Origin of the sequence: Erwinia sp. MYb375 (assembly GCF_037479175.1) — a bacterium.
GTDB lineage: Bacteria > Pseudomonadota > Gammaproteobacteria > Enterobacterales > Enterobacteriaceae > Erwinia > Erwinia rhapontici.
This window is the reverse complement of sequence record NZ_JBBGZS010000023.1, coordinates 1,333,206-1,354,366: the sequence shown is the minus strand read 5'-3', so window position 1 is coordinate 1,354,366 and position 21,161 is coordinate 1,333,206. Positions and strand designations below refer to the sequence as shown.

General features: G+C 57.5%; 20 protein-coding genes. 14 read left to right on the top strand and 6 right to left on the bottom strand.

Features of this window, described 5'->3' with window-relative positions; genetic code table 11:
- Nucleotides 1-51: 51 nt before the first annotated feature.
- Nucleotides 52-990: a 2-hydroxyacid dehydrogenase gene (locus WH279_RS19155; protein WP_339458053.1), complete on the top strand. Its 939-nt coding sequence runs from the start codon at nucleotides 52-54 to the stop codon at nucleotides 988-990.
- A gap of 279 nt (nucleotides 991-1,269) precedes the next feature.
- Here the strand turns inward: WH279_RS19155 and WH279_RS19150 are convergent, their stop codons facing one another.
- Both WH279_RS19150 and WH279_RS19145 read right to left on the bottom strand, forming a co-directional pair.
- Nucleotides 1,270-1,962, bottom strand: a complete 693-nt coding sequence (locus tag WH279_RS19150; protein ID WP_200643500.1) for an RraA family protein — start codon at nucleotides 1,960-1,962, stop codon at nucleotides 1,270-1,272.
- Nucleotides 1,963-1,974: 12 nt separating this feature from the next.
- Nucleotides 1,975-3,183, bottom strand: coding sequence for an aspartate transaminase (locus WH279_RS19145; protein WP_339458052.1), 1,209 nt, complete (start codon nucleotides 3,181-3,183; stop codon nucleotides 1,975-1,977).
- A gap of 320 nt (nucleotides 3,184-3,503) precedes the next feature.
- Between WH279_RS19145 and nac the strand changes: the two genes are divergently transcribed.
- The 13 genes from nac (at nucleotide 3,504) to licT (ending at nucleotide 16,572) form a co-directional block, all read left to right on the top strand.
- Complete coding sequence (gene nac / locus WH279_RS19140; protein ID WP_191932852.1) at nucleotides 3,504-4,427, top strand: nitrogen assimilation transcriptional regulator NAC; 924 nt, start codon at nucleotides 3,504-3,506, stop codon at nucleotides 4,425-4,427.
- A gap of 220 nt (nucleotides 4,428-4,647) precedes the next feature.
- On the top strand, nucleotides 4,648-5,319 hold the full coding sequence (gene pxpB / locus WH279_RS19135) for a 5-oxoprolinase subunit PxpB (RefSeq protein WP_191932851.1): 672 nt from the start codon (nucleotides 4,648-4,650) through the stop codon (nucleotides 5,317-5,319).
- A complete protein-coding gene (locus tag WH279_RS19130; protein ID WP_339458051.1) occupies nucleotides 5,316-6,284 on the top strand; it encodes a 5-oxoprolinase subunit C family protein in 969 nt (322 codons plus the stop codon). Before pxpB ends, WH279_RS19130 begins: the two co-directional genes overlap by 4 nt.
- 19 nt (nucleotides 6,285-6,303) lie before the next feature.
- On the top strand, nucleotides 6,304-6,759 hold the full coding sequence (locus WH279_RS19125) for an acetyl-CoA carboxylase biotin carboxyl carrier protein (RefSeq protein WP_339458050.1): 456 nt from the start codon (nucleotides 6,304-6,306) through the stop codon (nucleotides 6,757-6,759).
- Nucleotides 6,740-7,513, top strand: a complete 774-nt coding sequence (locus tag WH279_RS19120; RefSeq protein WP_339458049.1) for a LamB/YcsF family protein — start codon at nucleotides 6,740-6,742, stop codon at nucleotides 7,511-7,513. The genes WH279_RS19125 and WH279_RS19120 overlap by 20 nt, the downstream gene beginning before the upstream one ends.
- A gap of 105 nt (nucleotides 7,514-7,618) precedes the next feature.
- A complete protein-coding gene (locus WH279_RS19115) occupies nucleotides 7,619-8,371 on the top strand; it encodes an SDR family oxidoreductase (RefSeq protein ID WP_133841586.1) in 753 nt (250 codons plus the stop codon).
- A gap of 28 nt (nucleotides 8,372-8,399) precedes the next feature.
- Nucleotides 8,400-9,101: an amino acid ABC transporter permease gene (locus tag WH279_RS19110; RefSeq protein WP_133841587.1), complete on the top strand. Its 702-nt coding sequence runs from the start codon at nucleotides 8,400-8,402 to the stop codon at nucleotides 9,099-9,101.
- Nucleotides 9,102-9,107: 6 nt separating this feature from the next.
- On the top strand, nucleotides 9,108-9,866 hold the full coding sequence (locus tag WH279_RS19105; RefSeq protein WP_133841588.1) for an amino acid ABC transporter permease: 759 nt from the start codon (nucleotides 9,108-9,110) through the stop codon (nucleotides 9,864-9,866).
- Between the two features lie 3 nt (nucleotides 9,867-9,869).
- Complete coding sequence (locus tag WH279_RS19100) at nucleotides 9,870-10,607, top strand: amino acid ABC transporter ATP-binding protein (protein WP_339458048.1); 738 nt, start codon at nucleotides 9,870-9,872, stop codon at nucleotides 10,605-10,607.
- 32 nt (nucleotides 10,608-10,639) lie between these two features.
- The gene (locus tag WH279_RS19095) at nucleotides 10,640-11,482 is read left to right on the top strand and encodes an ABC transporter substrate-binding protein (RefSeq protein WP_445235259.1); all 843 of its coding nucleotides are present in this window, start codon (nucleotides 10,640-10,642) and stop codon (nucleotides 11,480-11,482) included.
- A gap of 880 nt (nucleotides 11,483-12,362) precedes the next feature.
- Nucleotides 12,363-14,252, top strand: a complete 1,890-nt coding sequence (locus WH279_RS19090) for a beta-glucoside-specific PTS transporter subunit IIABC (protein ID WP_339458046.1) — start codon at nucleotides 12,363-12,365, stop codon at nucleotides 14,250-14,252.
- On the top strand, nucleotides 14,249-15,661 hold the full coding sequence (locus tag WH279_RS19085; RefSeq protein ID WP_339458045.1) for a glycoside hydrolase family 1 protein: 1,413 nt from the start codon (nucleotides 14,249-14,251) through the stop codon (nucleotides 15,659-15,661). The genes WH279_RS19090 and WH279_RS19085 overlap by 4 nt, the downstream gene beginning before the upstream one ends.
- Before the next feature lie 53 nt (nucleotides 15,662-15,714).
- On the top strand, nucleotides 15,715-16,572 hold the full coding sequence (licT, locus tag WH279_RS19080; protein WP_200644129.1) for a BglG family transcription antiterminator LicT: 858 nt from the start codon (nucleotides 15,715-15,717) through the stop codon (nucleotides 16,570-16,572).
- Between the two features lie 18 nt (nucleotides 16,573-16,590).
- On the opposite strand, the gene WH279_RS19075 is transcribed toward licT, so the two are convergent.
- The 4 genes from WH279_RS19075 to WH279_RS19060 form a co-directional block, all read right to left on the bottom strand.
- Nucleotides 16,591-17,451, bottom strand: coding sequence for a MurR/RpiR family transcriptional regulator (locus WH279_RS19075; RefSeq protein ID WP_339458044.1), 861 nt, complete (start codon nucleotides 17,449-17,451; stop codon nucleotides 16,591-16,593).
- A 135-nt stretch (nucleotides 17,452-17,586) separates the two neighbouring features.
- Nucleotides 17,587-18,627, bottom strand: a complete 1,041-nt coding sequence (locus WH279_RS19070; RefSeq protein ID WP_339458043.1) for an ABC transporter permease — start codon at nucleotides 18,625-18,627, stop codon at nucleotides 17,587-17,589.
- The gene (locus WH279_RS19065; RefSeq protein WP_133841595.1) at nucleotides 18,624-19,625 is read right to left on the bottom strand and encodes an ABC transporter permease; all 1,002 of its coding nucleotides are present in this window, start codon (nucleotides 19,623-19,625) and stop codon (nucleotides 18,624-18,626) included. Before WH279_RS19065 ends, WH279_RS19070 begins: the two co-directional genes overlap by 4 nt.
- Nucleotides 19,618-21,102, bottom strand: a complete 1,485-nt coding sequence (locus tag WH279_RS19060) for a sugar ABC transporter ATP-binding protein (protein ID WP_159336360.1) — start codon at nucleotides 21,100-21,102, stop codon at nucleotides 19,618-19,620. The genes WH279_RS19065 and WH279_RS19060 overlap by 8 nt, the downstream gene beginning before the upstream one ends.
- Nucleotides 21,103-21,161 lie beyond the last annotated feature (59 nt).

Genomic DNA, 21,161 nt, shown 5'->3' with positions numbered 1-21,161 from the left:
TATTAACGTGTTTTTCCTCTTACCCTGACGTTAATAATAAAGGTACCCGCAATGAAACAGGACATTCTGATTATTCAGCCACTGATGCCGGAACTGAGCGAGGTTCTGCACCAGCACTATCACTGTCATCGTCTGTATGAACAGACGGACGTGGCCGCCTTTCTTGAGGAACATGCAGGCAAGATCAAAGCGGTTGCCACCCGGGGAGATGTCGGGCTGGCGGCCGATCTGATGGCTGCGCTGCCTGCGCTGGAACTGATCGCTGTTTTTGGTGTTGGCACCGATGGTATCGATCTGTCGGCTGCCCGCGATCGCGGTATTACGGTGACCATCACCTCCGGCATTCTGACGGATGACGTGGCGGATCTGGCACTGGCGCTGATGCTTGGCGTGTCACGGCAGATCGTGGCGCAGGATGCGTTTCTACGCAGCGGGGCCTGGCAGGAACGCCCGCCGCAGTTGGGTTACAAGCTGTGCGGTAAACGCGTGGGGATTATGGGGCTGGGTAAGATTGGTGCCGCGATTGCCCGGCGCTGTGCGGGCTTTGATATGCAGATCGGTTACTGCAACAGTCGCCAGAGCAGTGAGCCTGGATGGCAGCGTTTTGGCGATTTGCATCAGCTGGCGCAGTTCAGTGATTTCCTGGTGCTGGCCGTGCCGGGAGATGCGCGTAACCGCAAGAGGGTGGATGCAGAGATCCTCAGCGCGCTGGGGAAAGAGGGCATTCTGATTAATGTCGCGCGCGGAGCGGTGGTGAATGAGGATGACCTGATTGAGGCGCTGCAAAATCATACTATTCGCGGTGCCGGTCTGGATGTGTTTGATAATGAGCCGGGGATTGATGCGCGTTTTGCGGCGCTGACCAACACGGTATTGATGCCGCATATTGCCAGTGCAACGGTAGAGACGCGTCAGGCGATGGCACAAAATGTGGTGGATAATCTGGCGGGGTGGTTTGCAGGGAAGGGGGCGGTCACGCCCGTGGAGTAGAAATATCCCCACAAAATAAGTCAGCGATTATTTGTAGTGGTCGACCTCTGAGGGATCCCCAGGCATTTTTTATCGCGGATAGTTTGGCTTCCGGTCTGAGGCCAGTTTGAGCACGCCGGATCGGCAACTGCCGCATCCCTGCGGGCCTCGGCACGCGGCGTCCCTGCCGCGTGACGTCCGGCTTACCTCAAACTGGCCCCATCCCCGCAAGAGAGCGCTCGCTGTAGGTTTTAAAACCGCCACAACATGATGATTTATGTGGAATGATTTGAATAAAGCTTAATACTGCCCGTCAATCACTTCCACGCCCTTACCGGCCAGCCAGGGGTCGATCCACTCCCGCTCCAGCTCCCCGCGCTTCGCCAGTTCAAAATTGCGCTCATCAACAATCAGGTAGGCCTGTGCCGCTTCCAGAATCTGTGCAGCGTCTGCTTTGGGGATCACTATCACGCCATCGTGATCGCCGAGAATGATATCGCCCGGCGAGACATGAATATTCCCACAGGCAATCGGCACATTGATCTCACCAGGGCCATCCTTAAACGGCCCGCCGGGCGTGACGCCGGCAGCGTACAGGTGATAATCCATCTTGCTGATGCCCTCAATATCACGGATCGCGCCGTCCAGTACCAGTCCTTCAATATTGCGCTGGCGTGCCCAGGTGGTCATCACTTCCCCCATCAGCGCCTGGCTGCGATCGCCCTCGTTCGACACCACGATGACATCACCCGCACCTGCCATATCCATCGCTTTATGCAGCATCAGATTACAACCGGAACGGGCTTTGACCGTCACCGCCAGACCGCACATGGTGGAATGGGACGGATTGCTCATTAGCCGAATATCGCAGGCCAGCGCAGGCAGACGGCTCATGCAGTCTGCAACTACAGCCGCAGGCAGGGTGCGGAATGCCTCAACATAAGGCGCGGCCTGTAAATCACGTTGTAAGAAAATACGGTTACCGACAGTCATAAAAATCCTCGTTTAGTTCAGGCTGGCAACGGCGGCGGAAATCAGATCCGCGCCCTGTTGCAAGGCAGGTAAATCGGTAGCAATCGACAGTCGGAAGTAAGGCGACAGGCCGTAAGCCGCCCCGGCCACCACCGCAACGCCAGCGGTATCCAGCAACCACAGCACCACGTCGTTATCCGTGGACAGACGTTGCCCTTCCGCCGTGGTTTTCCCCAGCAGACCCCCGCAGTTGACGTAAAGATAAAAGGCACCTTCCGGAAGACGGCAGCTCAGCCCGGGAATGGCATTCAGACGGGCGGCCATATCGTCACGGCGCTGGCGGTAAACCTCCAGACTGTGGGTGATAAATTCGGTGCCGCTGTTCAGCGCCGCCAGTGCCGCAGCCTGGCTGACGGAGCTGGCGTTGCTGGTGGACTGCGATTGCAGCGTGCCCATCGCCGCGATCAATGCTTTCGGCCCGGTGGCATAACCGATACGCCAGCCGGTCATAGCGTAGGTTTTCGACACGCCGTTGACGATCAGGGTACGGTCAGCAAGGCGCGGCTCCACTTCCAGCAGATGGACATTCGGCGCATTGTCATAGCGGATATGCTCGTAGATATCGTCGGTCATGATCGCCAGATGCGGATAATCCAGCAGCACATCGGCCAGTGCGCGCAGCTCGGCACGCGTATAGCTGGCACCGCTCGGGTTGGAAGGGGAGTTAATCAGCAGCCAGCGGCAGCGGCTGGTAATCGACGCACGCAGATTTTCCGGCGTCAGTTTGAACCCGTCCTGCTCGCTACAGGTGACAATCACCGGGCGGCCATCGCAGGCCAGCACCATATCCGGATAGGAAACCCAGAAAGGTGCCGGGATCAGCACTTCATCGCCGGTTTCCAGCGTAGCGGCAAAGGCGTTAAAAATGGCGCTCTTGGCCCCGTTGGTCACAATTACATCGTCGGCATTCACCGTCAGACGGTTTTCGCGCAGGAACTTCTCTGCGATCGCCGCACGCAGTGCAGGGGTACCATTGTTCTGTGTATAGCGAGTTTCGCCCCGCTCAATCGCGGCGCTGGCGGCCTGACGGATCACCGCGGGGGTGTCAAAGTCCGGCTCACCCACCACCAGATTAACAATCGATTTTCCGGCACGTTTTAGCGCATTGGCGCGGTCGGAAGCGGTACTGCTCGGCGAGGGTTTAATGCGGGTAACGCGATTAGCAATATGGATGGCACTCATGGCAACACTCCGGTCGGTGGCGTAATAGCCTTAAGTTACGAACACCGGCGCGCTTCGGCTAAGAGGAGTTTGTTCTGATTCAAGAGCGAAAGCTTATGGATGGGGCAGAGCCATAAGCAAAAGCCATTTCATGGTGCAGGGCTGCATCACAGAACGGAGAGAAAATATGTTAAAAAACGGTTAAAATCGAGATCTATCTCACTGTTTTACATATTAACTTTCCTGGTGTGTCGGCGCTCACCCTTAGAGTGGTCTGGATCTTGCTATATTACCCTTCACCCGATGGTTACCGCAGCGCAGTGCAGAAGAGGAAGGTCACGATGAATCTCAGGCGGCTCAAATACTTTATCAAAATTGTCGATGTCGGCAGTTTGACTCAGGCAGCTGATATTCTGCACATCGCGCAGCCTGCCCTTAGCCAGCAGCTGGCATCGCTGGAAGGCGAAGTCAAACAGCAACTGCTGATCCGCACCAAACGCGGCGTCACGCCCACCGAGGCAGGCAATATTCTTTATGCGCACGCCCAGGCGATCCTGCGCCAGTGCGAACAGGCACAAAGTGCCATTGATGGTGCCGGGCAGGCACTGAGTGGGCAGGTGTCGGTCGGGCTGGCGCCCGGTACGGCGGCCTCGCTGCTGGCCCTGCCGCTGATGGAAGAAGTGCGTAAACAGCACCCGGGCATTTTGCTCTATTTTAATGAAAGCTTCGGCACCACCCTCAGTGAACTGATCATGAGCGGGCGTATGGATATGGCGGTGCTATATGGCAACCGTCAGGTGCACGGGCTGGCGTTTATCCCGCTGATGAAAGAGGACCTGTATCTGGTGACGCCGCAGGCCACCGCCAGCTTTGGTAAAACCGTTACCCTGCAAGAGATTGCGCATCTGGAGCTGTTCCTGCCGCGTCCTTACAACATTATGCGCAAACTGGTCGATGAAGCCTTCGTGCAGAAAAACCTCTCTTACAGCGTAAAATGTGAAATTGAGTCAGCTTCCACACTGGCGCTGGCGCTGGATAAGAACCTCGGTGCCACTATCCTGCCGGAGTCCATTGCGCGCAACATGGTGGCGCAGGCCCATGCACGCATGGCGAAGATTGTCGACCCGGGCATTCAGGCGCCACTCTCATTTTGTACCTCAGATCACCTGCCGCTTTCACAGCCTGCCGAGGCGGTGAAAAAAATCCTGCTGGCGCTGATGGCCGAACGCACCCAGGACAATCGCCCACTGACGCTGGTGGGGTAAGGTCATCTTCTGAAGGAGGCGGCGATACTCTGTAGGGGTCGATCATCTTTTTCGATCGACCCGTGCTGATGGTATGCACCTCATGCACGCAAAATCTTAAGAGTAATAAGTCTGTCTTATCCCCCTAAAGCGAAACCCTCTTACAGACTGGCAGAACGACCGGGCTACAGTGGCCTTATGTCGGGCTTTCCGTTGACGGATATGATGTTGAGGATGAGGAATGGATCCAGCAGGTCAGTTACAGGCACCGCAAATCAGCTGGCTGGGCACCCACGCTCTGCTGTTTGAAGCGCCGGGGGCACTCTCACTCGTGAACCAGCAGCGCATCTGGGCGCTGGCAGACTACAGCGCCAGGCTGAACAGTATTCGCGGCGTGGTTCCGGGGATGAACAACCTGATGCTGGTGTTCGACCCACAGTGGTGCGGGGCCGCATTGCTGCCGGAACAGCTGCTGCGCCAGTGGGAGCGGGGGGAGAGTAAAACCTTCTCCGGGCGCATCATCGAACTGAACGTCATCTACGGTGGCGAACCGGGGCCGCATATTTGCGATGTGGCGGAACACACCGGTATGACGATCCAGGAAATCGTTCAGCGCCACAGCGAACCCCTCTATCCGGTTTATGCCCTCGGTAGCCATCCCGGTTACTGCTATCTCGGCAATATGGACCCGCAGATCGCCACGCCACGCCGCAGTACCCCGGTGCAGAGCATTCCCGGTGGTTCAGTGTCGATTGGCGGTGTGCAGACGGGCGTTTCCGCCTCCGCCGGACCGAGCGGCTGGAACACCATCGGCCGCACGGATTTTATCTTCTTTGATGCCCACGCTGAACCGCCGGTGCGCTTGCAGCCCGGTGACAGCATTCGTTTTCGCGTGGAAAAGGTGCTGGCATGATCGAAATTGAACGCACCACACCGCTCACCAGCGTGCAGGACAAGGGGCGCTTCGGCGCGCTGCATTACGGCGTCGGTACGGCGGGGGTGATGGACCCTCTGGCGCTGCGCCTCGGTAATGCGCTGCTGGGTAATCACCCGGACGACGCAGTGATTGAAGTCCCGCTGTTTCCTTTCCGTGTCCGTTTTCATAGCGATGGCCTGTTTGCCCTCAGCGGCGGTGACAGCCAGGCCTTGCTGGACGGCAAGCCGGTTCCCGCATGGTGGGTGGCACACGCCCGCGCAGGCCAAGTGTTGACGCTGAATGCCTCGCGTTTTTCCGCCCGCAGCTATCTGCACCTGCCGGGTGGGGTGGATGTTCCCCGGGTGCTCGGTTCGCGCAGCACGCAGTTACGCGGTGAATTTGGCGGCTGGCAGGGACGCGGCCTCAGCGCTGGCGACCGGCTGAACGCCCGCACCCCTGACTATCGCGGAGCCTCTGACTTCGGTATTCCTTCACCACGACTGACGTTGCAAGCAGGCTCATTGCAGGTGCCGGAGATCCGCGTGCTGCCCGCGGCCGAATACACCCGCTTCACGACGGAATCGGTCCAACGCTTCTGGCAGCAGTCGTGGCGTATCACACCGCAAAGCAACCGCTACGGCTACCGGTTGGAAGGCGAAGGGCTGGTGGCAAAAGTGCCGCTGGAGATGCGTTCTCACGGCATCATCCCGGGCGTTATCCAGGTCACCCATAGCGGCCAGCCGATTATTCAGATGCGTGATGCGCAACCCAGCGGAGGCTATCCGAAACTGGGGACGGTGATCGACGCCGACATGTGGCTGTTGGGACAGGTGCCGGTGGGCAGCCAGGTACGTTTTGTGGAAGTGGATCTGCTTCAGGCGCAGCAGGCACAGCAGGAGCAGGACCGCTGGCTGGATAACCTGTGTCATCAGATTGAACGTTACCGCCGCAGCGCGGGCTGACCCGATAAAAGGAGAACGAATGTTAGCATTTCGAGAGTTACAGGGCCTGGTCAATCAGATGCAGCGTAGCGGCCTGACCAGCCTGCAAATTAACAGCGCGGACTATGCCATTCGCATGACCTGTCAGCCAGGAAGTCAGCGGCCCGTCGTCGCCCCCGAACCGGTTACTGCCATAGCGGTGCCCGTCATGCCGGTTGCCGTCACGGCACCGATGCCGGGCCGCCTCTGGTTACAGGACCCGTTGAGCGGTAAAAACGTCGGCCCCGCTTCCGGGCCGGTGGAAGCAGGCTGCCTGCTGGCGCTGGTTCAGGCCGGGCCGCTTTGCCTGCCGGTCCGTGCGCCGCAGGACGGCATCCTGACTAGCATTGAGGCGACACAAGGTCAGGCAGTGGAGTACGCCCAGGCGCTGATGCAATTGCTGCCGCAGGAAAAACCACAGACAGAGGAACAGAGCCATGCGCAGCATCGATCTTAACGCCGATCTCGGCGAAGGCTTTGGCGACTACACCCTCGGGGATGATGCCGGACTGATGGCACTGATCAGCTCGGCGAACGTGGCCTGCGGATTTCATGCGGGCGACGCCACGATCATGGCTCGCAGCGTTGCGCTGGCGAAACAGCACGGTGTTGACCTGGGCGCCCACGTTGGTTTCCCGGATTTACAGGGGTTTGGTCGCCGCCGGATGCAGATCGACCCGGCCCGGCTTGCGCACGATGTCACCTATCAACTGGGGGCGTTATCCGGCTTTGCCCGTGCCGCCGACTATCCGCTGACGCACATGAGCTTTCACGGCGCACTGGGCAATATGGCGGCAGAAGAGGAGGCGCTGGCACGGCCGCTGTTACAGGCGGTGCAGGCTTTTGATCCCGCACTGATTATCAGCACCACGCCGGGCAATGCCGTTGAACGCTGCGCACGGGCGCTGGGGCTGCATGTCGCCTGCACCTTCCTTGCCGACCGGGCTTTTCAGGCCAATGGCCTGCTGGTGCCGCGGGGGTCGCCGGGGGCCGTTATTCATGATGTTGAAGAGGTAAGCCGCCGGGTGATTGACCTGCTGACCACCGGGTCCATCACCGCCATCGACGGCACGCGGCTGCCGATGAATGTGTCCTCCATTTTGCTGCACGGTGACACGCCGGGGGCGCTGGCACTGATTGCGCGTCTGCGCCGGGATATCCAGGCAAATGGCGGAGAAATCAGATCGCTGTCACAACAAAAAGCCCGTTAAGCCCGGTTATAAGAGTGGCTTATTGCCACAAAGGCTTAACCTCTTACCCCCTGGTAAGCCCAGGGGGATAGAGTCAAAACACCAGAAGAATAACAGGAGTGCATTATGCCTTTTTCAGATTACAAAACGGCCCTGGTCACCGGCGCATCCGCCGGCATGGGAGAAGCCATCGTCGAGCGCCTGTGCAAAGAGGGCATTGTGGTGCATGCGCTGGCACGCCGCAGTGATGAGCTGGAACGCCTGGCTGCCCGGACCGGTTGTATTCCCCACGTAGTGGATGTTGCGGATGTTAACGCACTGACCGAAGTCTGCCGCGACCTGCCGATCGATATTCTGGTCAACAACGCCGGTGTTTCACATCCTGGCTCCATTCTTAGTGCCGAAGAACAGCATGTTGACACCCAGGTAGATGTGAATCTGCGTGCCGTGCTGCATCTCTGCCGCCTGCTGGTACCGGGCATGATGGAGCGCGACTGCGGGCATGTGATCAACATTACGTCGATTGCGGCGATCTACAACTTCGGTGGCAACTCGATTTACCACGCCACGAAAGCAGGTGTGCATGCGCTCTCGCGTCAGCTGCGCGTCGACTGTTATGGCAAACGTGTGCGTATCACCGAAATCTGTCCTGGCCGGGTGGCGACCGATATCTTCGGTAACGTGTCCGGTGATAAAGAGGGGGCGCGCCGTCAGTTTATCGACGGCTTCGAACTACCGCAGGCCAAAGATATCGCCGATACCGTTGCCTTCGCGCTGGCCGCCCCGGTGGCGGTGAATATCGGTCATATCGAGATCACGCCGACGCTCCAGGTGCCGGGTGGGTTGTCAACCATGCGTCCTGGTGATGCCATCCGCTGACAAGCCGATTAACTGAGGGCAAGCGACAATGAACGGTTCACTTGATTTTAGCGTCATTCTGCATGGCCAGTACGGGCAGATGATCATCGACGGCATGCTGCTGACGCTGCAACTGGCGCTGGGTTCCTGGCTGCTGGCGATGGTACTGGCGATGCTGCTGGTGGTGATCCGCCTCAGTAACCTGCGCGTATTGCAGTGGCTGGTGGCCGCTTATGTCTCGTATCACCGCAATGTGCCCACGCTGATCCAGCTGATGATGTGGTATTTCGCCATTCCCACGCTGCTGCCGGAATCGGTGCAGATGTGGCTGAATGATTTCAACGCCGAATTTGTCTTCTCACTGGTGGCGCTGGGGCTGTGCCAGGCGGCGTATTTTTCCGAGGACATCCGCAGCGGCCTGCGTGCCACGCCGGAGGGGCAGACGGAAGCCGCCCGCGCCCTCGGCATGGGATATATGCAGTCGATGCATCTGATCATTCTGCCGCAGGGCATTCGTAATGCGTTACCTGCGCTGATTAACCACACGGTACTGCTGTTTAAAAACACCAGTCTGGCGATGGTGATTGGCGTGGCAGACCTGACCTACGTGACGCGGGAAATCGAAAACTACACCTTCCGTACCTTTGAAGCTTACCTGGTGTCAACGCTCTGTTACCTGTTCTTCTCTCTGTTGTTGATGGGCGCGGGTGCGCTGCTGGCGCAACGTTTCCAACGTGTCTATGCGAGGTAACGTCTGATGACGGAAATGCTGACGATTTTACAGCAGAACGGCATGTTGTTCCTGATGGGACAGTATCCGAACGGCCCGCTGGGCGGGGTGCTCTGTACCTTACTGGTGTCAGTACTGGCGATTGTGTTTGCGCTGCCGCTCGGCGTACTGCTGAGTGTGGCACGTGTTTCACCTTACCGCTGGCTGCGCTGGCCAGCGACCGCCTGGGTGTACGTGCTGCGCGGCATCCCGCTGCTGATGGTGGTGTTCTGGACCTACTTCTGTCTGCCGCTATTACTGGGGCATACCCTGAGCGGCTTCGGCACCATGCTGATCACCCTGGTGATCTATGAAAGTGCCTATATCGCGGAGATCGTCCGTGCCGGTATCCAGGCACTGCCGCCGGGGCAGTACGAGGCATCACGTGCGCTGGGCATGAGCTACACCCGCACCTTCCGTCTGGTGATCCTGCCGCAGGCGCTCTACAACATGTTACCAAGCCTGGTCAGCCAGCTGGTCTCGATTATTAAAGACAGCACGCTGGGCTATGTGATCAACGTTCCTGAGCTGACCTTTGCGGCCAACCAGGTCAACAACCAGCTGCTGACCAAACCTTTCCAGGTGTTTGCCATTGTGGCACTGAGCTATTACATCATCTGTTTCAGTCTGACGTGGCTGGCGAACTGGCTGGAGCGGCGCATTGCGCAGAAACGTAATCGCAGCCATCCGGTGGCCTCTTCACAGTCCGGCACGTTGCTGGTGACCAAACCCGTTATTGAGGAGTAAGGCATGCATCCGATTATCCGGTTTAATCAGGTTAATAAGTGGTATGGCGCGTATCACGCTCTGGCCGACCTCAACGCGGAAGTGAACAGCGGTGAGGTGGTGGTGGTGTGTGGCCCGTCCGGTTCTGGCAAATCTACCCTGATCCGCACCGTCAACCGCCTGGAGCCGATCCAGGAGGGGCAGATCGTGTTCGATGGTCATGATATTCACGGCAGCGGCATGCAGCAGAACAAGCTGCGGGCGCGCATTGGCTTTGTGTTCCAGAGCTTTAACCTGTTCCCGCACCTGTCGGTGGTCGACAACGTGATGCTCTCACCCGTGAAAGTGCTGGGGATGAAGCGCAGTGAAGCGAAGCAACAGGCGCTGGCCTTACTGGACCGCGTGGGTCTGGCACACAAAGCCAATGCCTGGCCCGCTCAGCTCTCCGGTGGGCAACAGCAGCGCGTGGCGATTGCCCGGGCGCTGGCGATGAACCCCCCGGTGATGCTGTTTGATGAACCGACATCGGCGCTTGACCCGGAAATGGTTGGGGAAGTGCTGAACGTGATGCGCGGTCTGGCACGGGATGGCATGACCATGATGTGCGTGACACACGAAATGAATTTTGCCCGCGAAGTGGCGGACACGGTCTGGTTTATGGATGAAGGAAAGATCCTCGAAAAAGCCCGACCTGAAGACTTTTTTACCCGGCCCGCACATGAGCGCGCCCAGCGTTTCCTGACCGATCTGCGTCAGCACTGATCTCACCTGCACATTAACGGAGTCTGTCGATGATGAATAAGAAACTTCCGCTGTCGTGGGCGATCTGCCTGCCCTTACTGCTGAGTGCCACCCTGCCTGCGCAGGCTGATACGCTGTCTGATATTGCCAGCCGCGGTCAGCTTAACTGTGGCGTTTACGCTGATGTTCCGCCGTTCTCCTCACCGGATCCGAAAACCCGTCAGCTGGTGGGGATGGATGTTGACCTGTGCCAGGCGCTGGCGGGTCAGCTGGGCGTCAAGGTGAACCTGATGCCGGTTTCCGTCGAAGCCCGTATCGCGGTGCTGACGACCGGGCGCGTGGATGTGCTGATCGCCAACCTCGCTTACACCAAAAGCCGTGCTGCGCAGATCCAGTTCAGCGATCCGTACTACATTGCGAAAGAGGTGCTGGTGGTGAAAAGCCCCAATGCCAATAAAACCCCGGCAGACTTCAAAGGCAAGCGCCTGAGTTCAACGAAAGGTTCCACCTCAGAACAATCCATTCGCATGGCGCAGGCTAAGCCGGTGACGTTCCAGGATACCGCATCGGCCTATTTAGCACTGCAACAGAATAAATCCGTGGGTTTTGTCACCAACGGTATGACCGCCACCCAGCTGGTGAACCGCGCTGCGGCTGACAATATTAAGCTGGCGATGATCAAAGAGCCGATGGCGCTGGAACCGGTCGCCGTTGGGATGAAAAAAGGCGATGAGGCGCTACTGACCAAAGTGAATGCCGGACTGATGGCCATGGAGCAGGGGGGTGAAATTGACCGCATCTGGAACCGCTGGCTGGGGCCGGACACCGAATACAAAATGGTGCGTGAAGAGAAAGTGCAGCCGCTGAGTGAGCTGAAGTTCGTGCCGCTGGAGTAGCACGGGAGGGACTTCCCCTGAGCCGGGGTGATGGTCTGCATGACGGTCAACGTCAAGGTCAACGTTAAGATCAACGTTAAGGTCAACGTCAAGGGCGTTTCGCTTTCCCGCTGCGCGGGCGAAGCGACCAAAGGGCGGCAGTCGCCCCGCCCGTTGGAATCCGGGCTTGCGGCAGGCGCATCGCCCGCTTTCAGCGGGTGCCATCGTCAGCTTCGTTCACAGACGGAGCGGTCGTGACGGCACATCCCTGTGCCGGCTCTCCCTCTCACCGCCGTCCTGGCGGTTCGTCCTGGTTCACTGCGCTTCCTCAGCGCTGCTGAATGCCGCCTCAACGTCAAAATCCAGGTCAAAACCCAAACCCAAATTAATCCGCAGAGACTGTCACATGGTGGGGGGTGTAATACCCACAGCGAGCAGACGTTCTGCGGGGAGGGGGCCAGTTTGAGGTAAGCCGGACGTGCCGCGCCAGGACGTCGCGTGCCGAGGCCCGCAGGGATGCGGCCGTTGCCGTTCCGGCGTGTCCAAAACGGGCCCCCGGACCTGAGGCCAGACTGCCAGCCATTCATTTTTGTGGGGCTCCCTCAGGGGACGACATTTTTTTCGGTTGTCCCCTGAGGTCAGCAGGTTGCCGGAACAGAGGCGCACCTCGACGTTTATTCGCTAAAACATGAGAGCCAGATCCCATTCTGTTACGGGAGTCATTGCCAGTTAATGCCGGAAATGATGATAATCGCGGCGCAACGGCTTTACAGGTTGCCCCCATTTTTTATTGCGGCATGTCACTGGTAAAGCAGGCAAGACCAAAATAAAAATGCATGACCTCTTTATTGAGGCGCATTTTTATTTTGGTCTTTTTTTTTGGTTTTTTTGAGGGAATACCGTGGATTATAAAAAACTCGGCCATGAGATTTTAGCTCTCAGCGGCGGCAAAAATAACATCAGCAGGCTCACTCACTGTGCAACACGTCTGCGCCTTGAGTTCAGCGACCGCAGCCGGGTACAGGAGACGGAAATTGAAAAACTTCCGGGTGTGATCGGCGTGGTGGAAAGCGGCGGCCAGTTCCAGATTGTTGTGGGAAACCAGGTGCAGCAGACCTACCGTACGATGCTGGATGCTATTGGCAATGCCGCGCCAGGCGGCAAACCTGCGGCAGCAAAAGGCGGGATTTTCAGCCAGATTATCAGCGTGATTTCCACCACGTTCACCCCGGTTATCCCGGCAATCACCGGCGCCGGGATGATCAAAGCCCTGCTGGCGATTCTGAAACTGTGCGGGCTGATCAGCGTCAGCAGCACCACCTATCAGCTACTGGATACCATTGCTGATGCCGCCTTCTTCTTCCTGCCGGTGCTGCTGGCCTACGGTGCGGCGATTAAGTTTTCCTGCAACCCCATCCTTGCCATGACGATTGCCGGGGCGATGCTGCACCCCAACCTGGCGCAAATGCTGGCGAAAGGCGGGGAGATCACCTTTATCGGGATCGACGTTCGTTTGGCCGATTATGCCGGCTCCGTGCTGCCCATCATCTTTACCGTGTGGATCATGTCGTGGGTGGAACGCTTTGCTGAACGCGTGTCGCCGTCGATGATCACCTTCTTTATCAAACCGATGATTGTGCTGCTGGTGACGGCACCGCTGGCGCTGGTGGCGATAGGGCCGTTTGGGTTTTTACTCAATGACCTGGTGGCGAGCGGCGCGGCGGCGATTAACGGCAAGGCCAGCTGGCTGATTCCAATGCTGATGGGCGGCCTGCAACCCTTCCTGGTGATCACCGGCACTGCCTGGGCGATGACACCGATTGCCACCATGCAGCTGACCCGCCAGGGATTTGAGACGATTAACGGCCCCGGTATGCTGGCCTCCAATATTGCCCAAGGGGCGGCGACGCTCTGTGTTGCACTGAAAACCAAAAATAAAGATCTGAAGCAGCTGGCATCGTCCTCCGGTTTTACCGCGCTGCTGGGGATTACGGAACCGTCGTTATACGGGGTGACGCTGAAGTTAAAACGCCCGCTGATTGCCGCGATGATCGGCGGTGGTTGTGCCGGAATCTATGCCGGGTTAAGTGGGCTGGTGCGCTACGCCTTCGTCTCACCGGGCCTGGCGGCGTTGCCAGCGTTTATTGGTGAAAACCCGATGAATATTGTGCATGCGCTGGTGACCTGCCTGATTGCGGTGGTCGTCGCCTTTGCGCTGACCTGGATACTGGGTTTTGATGATCCCAAAGCCGCGGATGAAGCGACTGCCGAACCTGTGCCGGTGCAGGCAGCAGGCGTCTCGCCATCAACTCAGGTGAGTGAAACCCTGCACAGTCCTCTGAGCGGGCGCGTGCTGCCGCTGTCGGCAGTACCGGACGACGTTTTTTCTCAGGGGCTGTTAGGCCAGGGCGTGGCCATTGTGCCGGATCGCGGTGAACTGCTCTCGCCGGTTAATGGGGTGGTCGTGACCTTTCTGCCGTCGAAGCATGCCGTGGGAATTTTGTCGGACAGTGGCGCAGAGGTGTTGATCCACGTCGGAATCGATACCGTCAATCTGAACGGCACGTATTTCACCTCTTCATTACAGGTGGGCGATCGTGTCCATACGGGGGATGTGCTGGTGACCTTTGATGGCGCAGCCATTACCGCCGCGGGATATGAACTGATTACCCCGGTGCTGGTGGTCAACAGTGATGACTATCAGATCGTGCAGAATCTGGCTACAGACCAGGTCAATGGCGGCTCAGCGTTGCTGGCCCTGACCCCAAAACAACAAGCGAGCGTATCATGATTTATCAACAATCCCAGCCTTTCCCGGACGGCTTCTTGTGGGGGGCATCCACCTCTGCCTATCAGGTGGAAGGGGCATGGAATGAAGATGGCAAAAGCCCGTCGATTATCGATATGTGCCAGCACCCGCAGGAGACGGCAGATTTTACCGTTGCCAGCGACCACTATCATCGCTGCATCGAAGATGTACAGCTTTTCGCCGAACTCGGACTGAAAGCCTATCGCTTCTCCATCGCCTGGACGCGCATCATTCCCGGCGGCGTCGGTGAGGTGAATGCGCCGGGGCTGGCGTTCTATGAGCGACTGATTGATGAACTAAACCGTCACGGCATTGAGCCGATTGCCACGCTTTATCACTTTGACTTGCCCTGGTGCCTGGAGGAACAGGGCGGGTGGGAGAACCGCGCAACGATAGCGGCATTTGTTGAGTATGCGCGTACGCTGTTCAGCCATTTTGGCGGCAAAGTGAAACACTGGCTGACTATCAACGAACAGAACACCATGATCCTGCATCCGGGCGCCATTGGTCTGCCGCCCGGTGGTGAACTGCCGTCGCCAGCGTGCCTATGGCAGCAAAGTCATCATATGATGCTGGCCCAGGCACAGGTGATGGCGCTGTGTCATCAGATGTTGCCCGACAGCAAAATTGGCCCGGCGATCAATACCACGTCAATGTATCAGGCCACATGCCGCCCGGAAGATGCTATCGCCGCGCATAACTGGGAAACCCTGCGCTGCTGGAGTTTTCTTGATGTGGCGGTGCACGGGCGCTATAACGCGCTGGCCTGGCGTTATCTGCAGGATCGCGGTCTTGCCCCACAGATGGCCGCCGGGGATGCTGAGATTTTACGCCAGGGTAAACCGGATTTTATTGCGATTAACTACTACTCGACCGCCACCATCGCCGCCAGTCAGGGTGATGCGTCGGATATCAGCGCACGTGCCGGTGACCAGCAAATCATGCTGGGCGAACCGGGTGTGTATCGGGCAGCTGAAAATCCCTGGGTGGAGAAAACACCGTATGGCTGGGTGGTTGATCCGGTCGGGCTGCGTCTGACGTTGCGTAAAACCTGGGAACGCTATCATTTGCCGATTCTGATCACAGAAAACGGGATGGGCGCGCCGGATGTGCTGGAGGAAGGCGATATCATTGCCGATGATTATCGTATCGATTTTTTGCGGCAGCATATCGCGCAGATGCAGCTGGCGATAGCGGATGGCGTGCCGCTGATGGGGTATTGCCCGTGGTCAGCCATCGATGTGGTCAGTACGCATCAGGGCTATGGTAAACGCTACGGCTTTATTTATGTGGATCGCGGCGAGCATGACGTGAAAGATCTACGGCGTATCCGCAAGGCCAGCTTCGGCTGGTATCAGCGGGTGATTGCCAGCAACGGCGCGACCCGGTAAAACAGAGCGCACAATCAGCAGCACAGGGGCCGGATGGCAGCACAATGGATAAAATGACCGTAGCAAAGGTGCTGAATAACAGTCTGGTGCTCTCCAGCACCGCTGACCATGACGAAGTCATCGTGATGGGGAAGGGCATCGGCTTTAACAGCAAGGTGGGCGATACGCTGGATGCGTCACAGATTGAGAAGATCTTTATCGTGCAGGGAAGCCAGACCCGCCGCGACTATCTGCGGGTGATTGAAAACGCGCCGGAGTCTCTGCTGCCGCTGGTGCAGGAGCTGCTCGATCGTGCCAGCGCCCAGTTAAACAGCCGGCTGAGTGAGCAGCTGTTTTTTACGCTGGTGGACCATATCAGCTTTGCTGTTGAGCGTTTTACAAAAGGGATTGCCATCCAGAACCGGCTGCTGTTTGAGGTAAAACGTTTTTATCCGCGTGAATTTGCCGTGGCGCAACAGGCGGTACGGCAGCTTAACCAGCAGTTGAATATTGACCTGCCGGAGGAGGAGGCCGGGAATATTGCCTTCCATCTGGTTAACGGGCAAACCGATGTGCAAAACATGGAAACCACGCTGCTGTCGGTGAAGATGCTGAAAGATATTTTCAATATCATCAAGTATCACTTTCGCGTGGAGATCAACCGGGACTCCCTGAACTACCAGCGCTTCCTGACCCACCTGCAATTTTTTATTCAACGGATGGTGGAGGGGCGGCAGATCGCCAATAAAGACGATTTTATTTTCACCCAGGTCAAGGCTGAATATCCCGATCACTATCGCGCCAGTCAGCTGATTGGCGAATATGTGTTTAACCTGTTGCAGGTGTCATTAACCAACGATGAGCTGCTGTATCTGATTATTCATCTGGTGCGCATTGTGACGCCGGATGAGGATCTGCCCTATACAGAATAAGTCCGGCTAGCGGCCGGATTATTTTCTTTTGTGGGCGACAGACATCATCGTGCGGTTGAGCTGTTGCTCGGCATGAGCATAATCGCTTTGCGCCACCACCACGAACAGGGCATCCAGAATGTTGAGCTGGGCGACGCGTGCGGCGGCGTTTTCACCGGTGAGCGGAGACCCCCGTGCCGTGGAGCACAACACCGTATCGGCCAGATTGGCCAGCGGCGAACCGGAATAATTAGTGATAGCGATCACCGGCACCTGGTTGGCCTGTGCGGCTTTAACGGCTTCGAGAATATCTTTGGTCTGGCCGGAATGCGAAATCGCCAGCACCACATCATTTTTACCCAGTAATGAGGCTGACATCAGCATCATATGGGGATCATCCCAGGCGGTGGCGCGCGCGCCAATAAGCAGAAATTTATGCACCGCATCGCGGGCGATTTGTGCTGACCCTCCGAAGCCATAAAAATCACGCTGTTGCGCTTTCGCCAGCAGTTCGGCAGCACGTTCAAAGGCTTTCATATCGAGGATCGCCAGGGTTTCTTCCAGCGCCTGCGCCGAAGTGCGAAACACCTTGGTGACAATTTCCGCTGCCGTATCCGTCGGGGAGACTTCCTGATGCATTTCGGTGATCGGCAGGCGATTATATTCCGCCGCTTTACTGCGCAACTCTCTGAAGCCACTAAAGCCCAGTTTCTTTGCTGTTTTGACCACCATGGCTTCAGACATGTCGCACTGGCTGGCCACGTCTTTCAGGGCAACCCGTTCGTGAAAGTCGTTTGAGAGCACCGCGTTGACCAGTTTCGTTTCCAGCGGGGTCAGCAGCGACACCATCATGCGTAACCGGGGGCCAATCGAACTTGCATCATCGGCAGAGTTGACCATGAGACACCTTATTTCCTTACTCAGTGTGTTAACGCGTAAACATATCATGACCCATAGAGTGGGGCTAATGTAATGATTTCCCACATTGATCGGGTGACGATCAATGTGGGTCATCTGTACGTCCATGAGGGGTCGTCAGACCTTATAAGCTCGTGTCGCCGTCTTCGCTTTCGCGCGTTCAGACATCCACTCTTTCAGCACCAGACCGCCGGAGGCCAGCAGCAGGATCGCCCCCCACAGCGCCAGCGTAATAAACTGGCTGAGATCGAGCAGGATGGATGCTGTCGACATCAGTTGCAGGATCAGCAGCGACAGGATCACACCGCTGACCCTGCCAAATCCCCCCAAGGGATCTACGCCACCCAGCACCACTGCGAGGATCGCCACCAGCAGGTAGCTTTCGCCATAGGCCGCATTAGCCGAATCGAAACGTGCCATCATGATGATCCCTGCGACACCGGCTAACAGGGAAGCGATCAGATAGACCCAGACCAGACTGCGTCGTGTATTGATGCCGGAATACTGTGCCGCCCGTTCGTTGGAACCTATCATCGCAATAGCATTACCCAGCGGGGTTTTATTGACGAAGATGCTTAACGGGACGATGACGGCGGCAAAGATAAGCAGCGCCACGGGAATGCCGAGCAGCGTGCCATTACCGATAAAGACAATCGGCTCAGGGAAACCGGAAATCACATTGCCATGGCTGATACCAATCGCCAGCCCTTTTGCCGCGGTCATGGTGCCGAGGGTGGCCAGCATCGGTGGCACTCGCACGTACGCCACCAGTATGCCGTTGAGCAAGCCTACCAGCGCGGCGACCACCAGCCCGGCACCGATCGCCGCAAACTGGACCATGCCCCAGGCCATACCCTGAGTTTCAGGGATCAGAGCGGCCAGCATATAGGCCACCGTCAGCGCGCACAGGTTAGCCGTGGCGATAATCGACAGGTCAATACCACCAGACAGCATCGGGATCATCATGGCCAGCGCCAGGAATCCCAGCTCGGGGAGCTGAAAGCCCATCGACTGCAGCCCGGCGATGCCAAACAGTTTGTTGCCTTCCAGCAGGCCAAGGCCGATGACCATCAGGGCCAGCATCACCAGCAGGCGGGCATTGGTGGCCCCCACGCGGTGATGCAGGTTATCTAACAGGCCGTTGTTATGATTTTTCATGATGCCACTCCGGGTTCTGCCAGCTTGTGACGTTTGCGCGTTTCTCTCGCCATCATGATCATCGCGGTGATGATCACCAGACCAGTACTGAACAGCGACCAGTACGACGAGACGCCGAGCAGGATCAGCCCATTTTGCAGAATCGCGATCAGCGCCAGCCCGAGTACAGTACCCAGCACCGTACCGGAACCGCCGGTCAGACTGGCACCGCCAATGACCACGGCCGCCACCACATCCAGTTCGCGCCCGACCAGCGCGGTAGGCGATACGGATTGCACCAGCTGCGCCTGCACCAGTGATGCAATGCCTGCCAGCGCCCCCATATAGCCGTAGACCAGCATATTCAATCGGTAAACGTTAAACCCCACGCGCTGCGCCGCATCAGGATTGCCGCCCATGGCATAGATTTGACGGCCTACATTGCTGCGGTTAAGCAGCAGCCACGTCAGCAGGAAGGCCAGGAACATGGCGATAATCTGGAAGTTCACGGCGTAAGGAATGCCGTCAGCATCGGTATGAAAAACAAATTCAAAGCCCGCGGTAAACCAGTCCGGCAGGGCAAAGATGTCAGCACCGCCGGTGACGGTCAGTAAAATGCCAAAGAACACGTTCAGTGTGGCAATAGTAATAATCAGCGCCGAGGTTCTGAGTGAATTGACCAGCAGGCCGTTAATCAGCCCAAGTGCGACCCCGAGCCCGACAGCGATGGCGAAAACCCCCACCCAGCCGATGCCGTAGTGGTTGGCCACCGTCAGTGCGGCAAACTGAGTAATCGAGGCCGTGGCCGCAAAGGAGATATCAATACCTCCCGTGATGATCACCACCAGCAGGCCGACGGCGAGGATACCGATAAATGACGTTGCCCCAAGGACATCCACCAGGTTTTGCAGCGAGGCAAACTCCGGGGTGAACAGGGTGAGGAAGATCACCATCAGCGTGATAACAATCAGCAACCGGCACTCGTGGGTATGGATGAAACGCTGGAAAAAATCACGCATTGACCGCCTCCTTCAATTCTTCTTCCGAGCAGCGACCTGGAATATATTCGCCGTTAAGCCGCCCGGCACGCATTACCAGCACGCGATCGCTGTGGTAGTAAATTTCCGGGATTTCATCCGAAATCATGATGATGGCAATGCCCTGTGCAGCAAGGTTTCTGATTACGGCGTAAATTCCGTCTTTAGCGTGGATGTCCACGCCGACGGTCGGGCTGTCGAGGATCAGCAGGCTGGGATTTGTCGCCAGCCATTTAGCGAGCACCACGCGCTGCTGGTTTCCGCCGGAAAGCGTTTTCACTTTGTTCTCAGGATTGCCTGCTTTGATGGTCAGGGCGTCGATGCCGTGACGCACGGTGTCGGCATAGAGATCATCACGAATAAAACCGATTTTGTTGACCAGTTTTTCAATCACCGACAGGGTGATATTGGTGCTGATGGACTGTTCAAGCACCAGCCCGAGAGCCAGGCGATCTTCTGACAGATAAGCGATGCCGCGTTGAATGGCATCCCTGTTGGATCGCATTACCGCGACTTCACCATTCACGATAATCTCACCCTGTTCAGGGCGGGTGAGGCCAAACAGCGACAGGGCCAGCTCAGTGCGCCCGGAGCCGAGTAACCCGGTCAGACCGAGGATTTCGCCCCGGCGGACATCAAGGGTAATATCGTGGTATTCATCCTTGCGGGACAGTCCGCGAACCTCCAGCACGGTGTCGGTTTCCGGGCGATCTTTGGCGGCACACTGGTAGCTGAACTCTTTACCGGTCATCAGGGTGGCCAGCTTGCGGTCGGACATCTCCCTGGCATCATAGGTACCGAGCATTTTGCCGTCGCGCATCACGGTGACCCGGTCGGCAATTTCAAGCACTTCATCCAGACGGTGACTGACAAAAACGATGGTGATACCGCGTTCTTTCAGTTGCAGTGTCAGCTTCAGCAGGGCATCCACTTCGTGACGCGTCAGCGAGGACGTGGGTTCATCCATAATCACCAGCCGTGCATCGGCAGCCATTGCCCGGCAGATAGCGACCAGCTGGCGTTGCGCGATAGAAATATCGGCCACTTTGTCGCCGAGTGGCAGCGAAACGCCGATGCGCTGCATGGCATCGCGGGCGAGCTGATGAACCTGTTTCCAGTTCACCTGGCGCAGGCCCCCCGCGTGCAGACCAATGGCAATGTTCTCCGCCACGGTCAGGTTGGGAAACAGTGACAGATCCTGATAAATCACCTGAACGCCAAGACGGGTGCTTTCTACCGGCGTCAGGTGACTGATGCGATCCCCGGCAATGGTAATGTGCCCGCCGGGTTCAGGCTGATGCACCCCGGACATGATTTTGATGAGCGTGGATTTACCGCAGCCATTTTGCCCGCACAGGCAGTGCACCTCGCCTTTTTCTAGCGTGAGATTGACGTTCGACAGGGCATGAACCCCGCCAAATATTTTTGATATTCCATTCAGCTGTAAAAAAACGGACATCAGGCTACCCCTTTCATTAATTTAGGGTACAAGGAATCGGGGAGGGGGGGGCTGGGGGG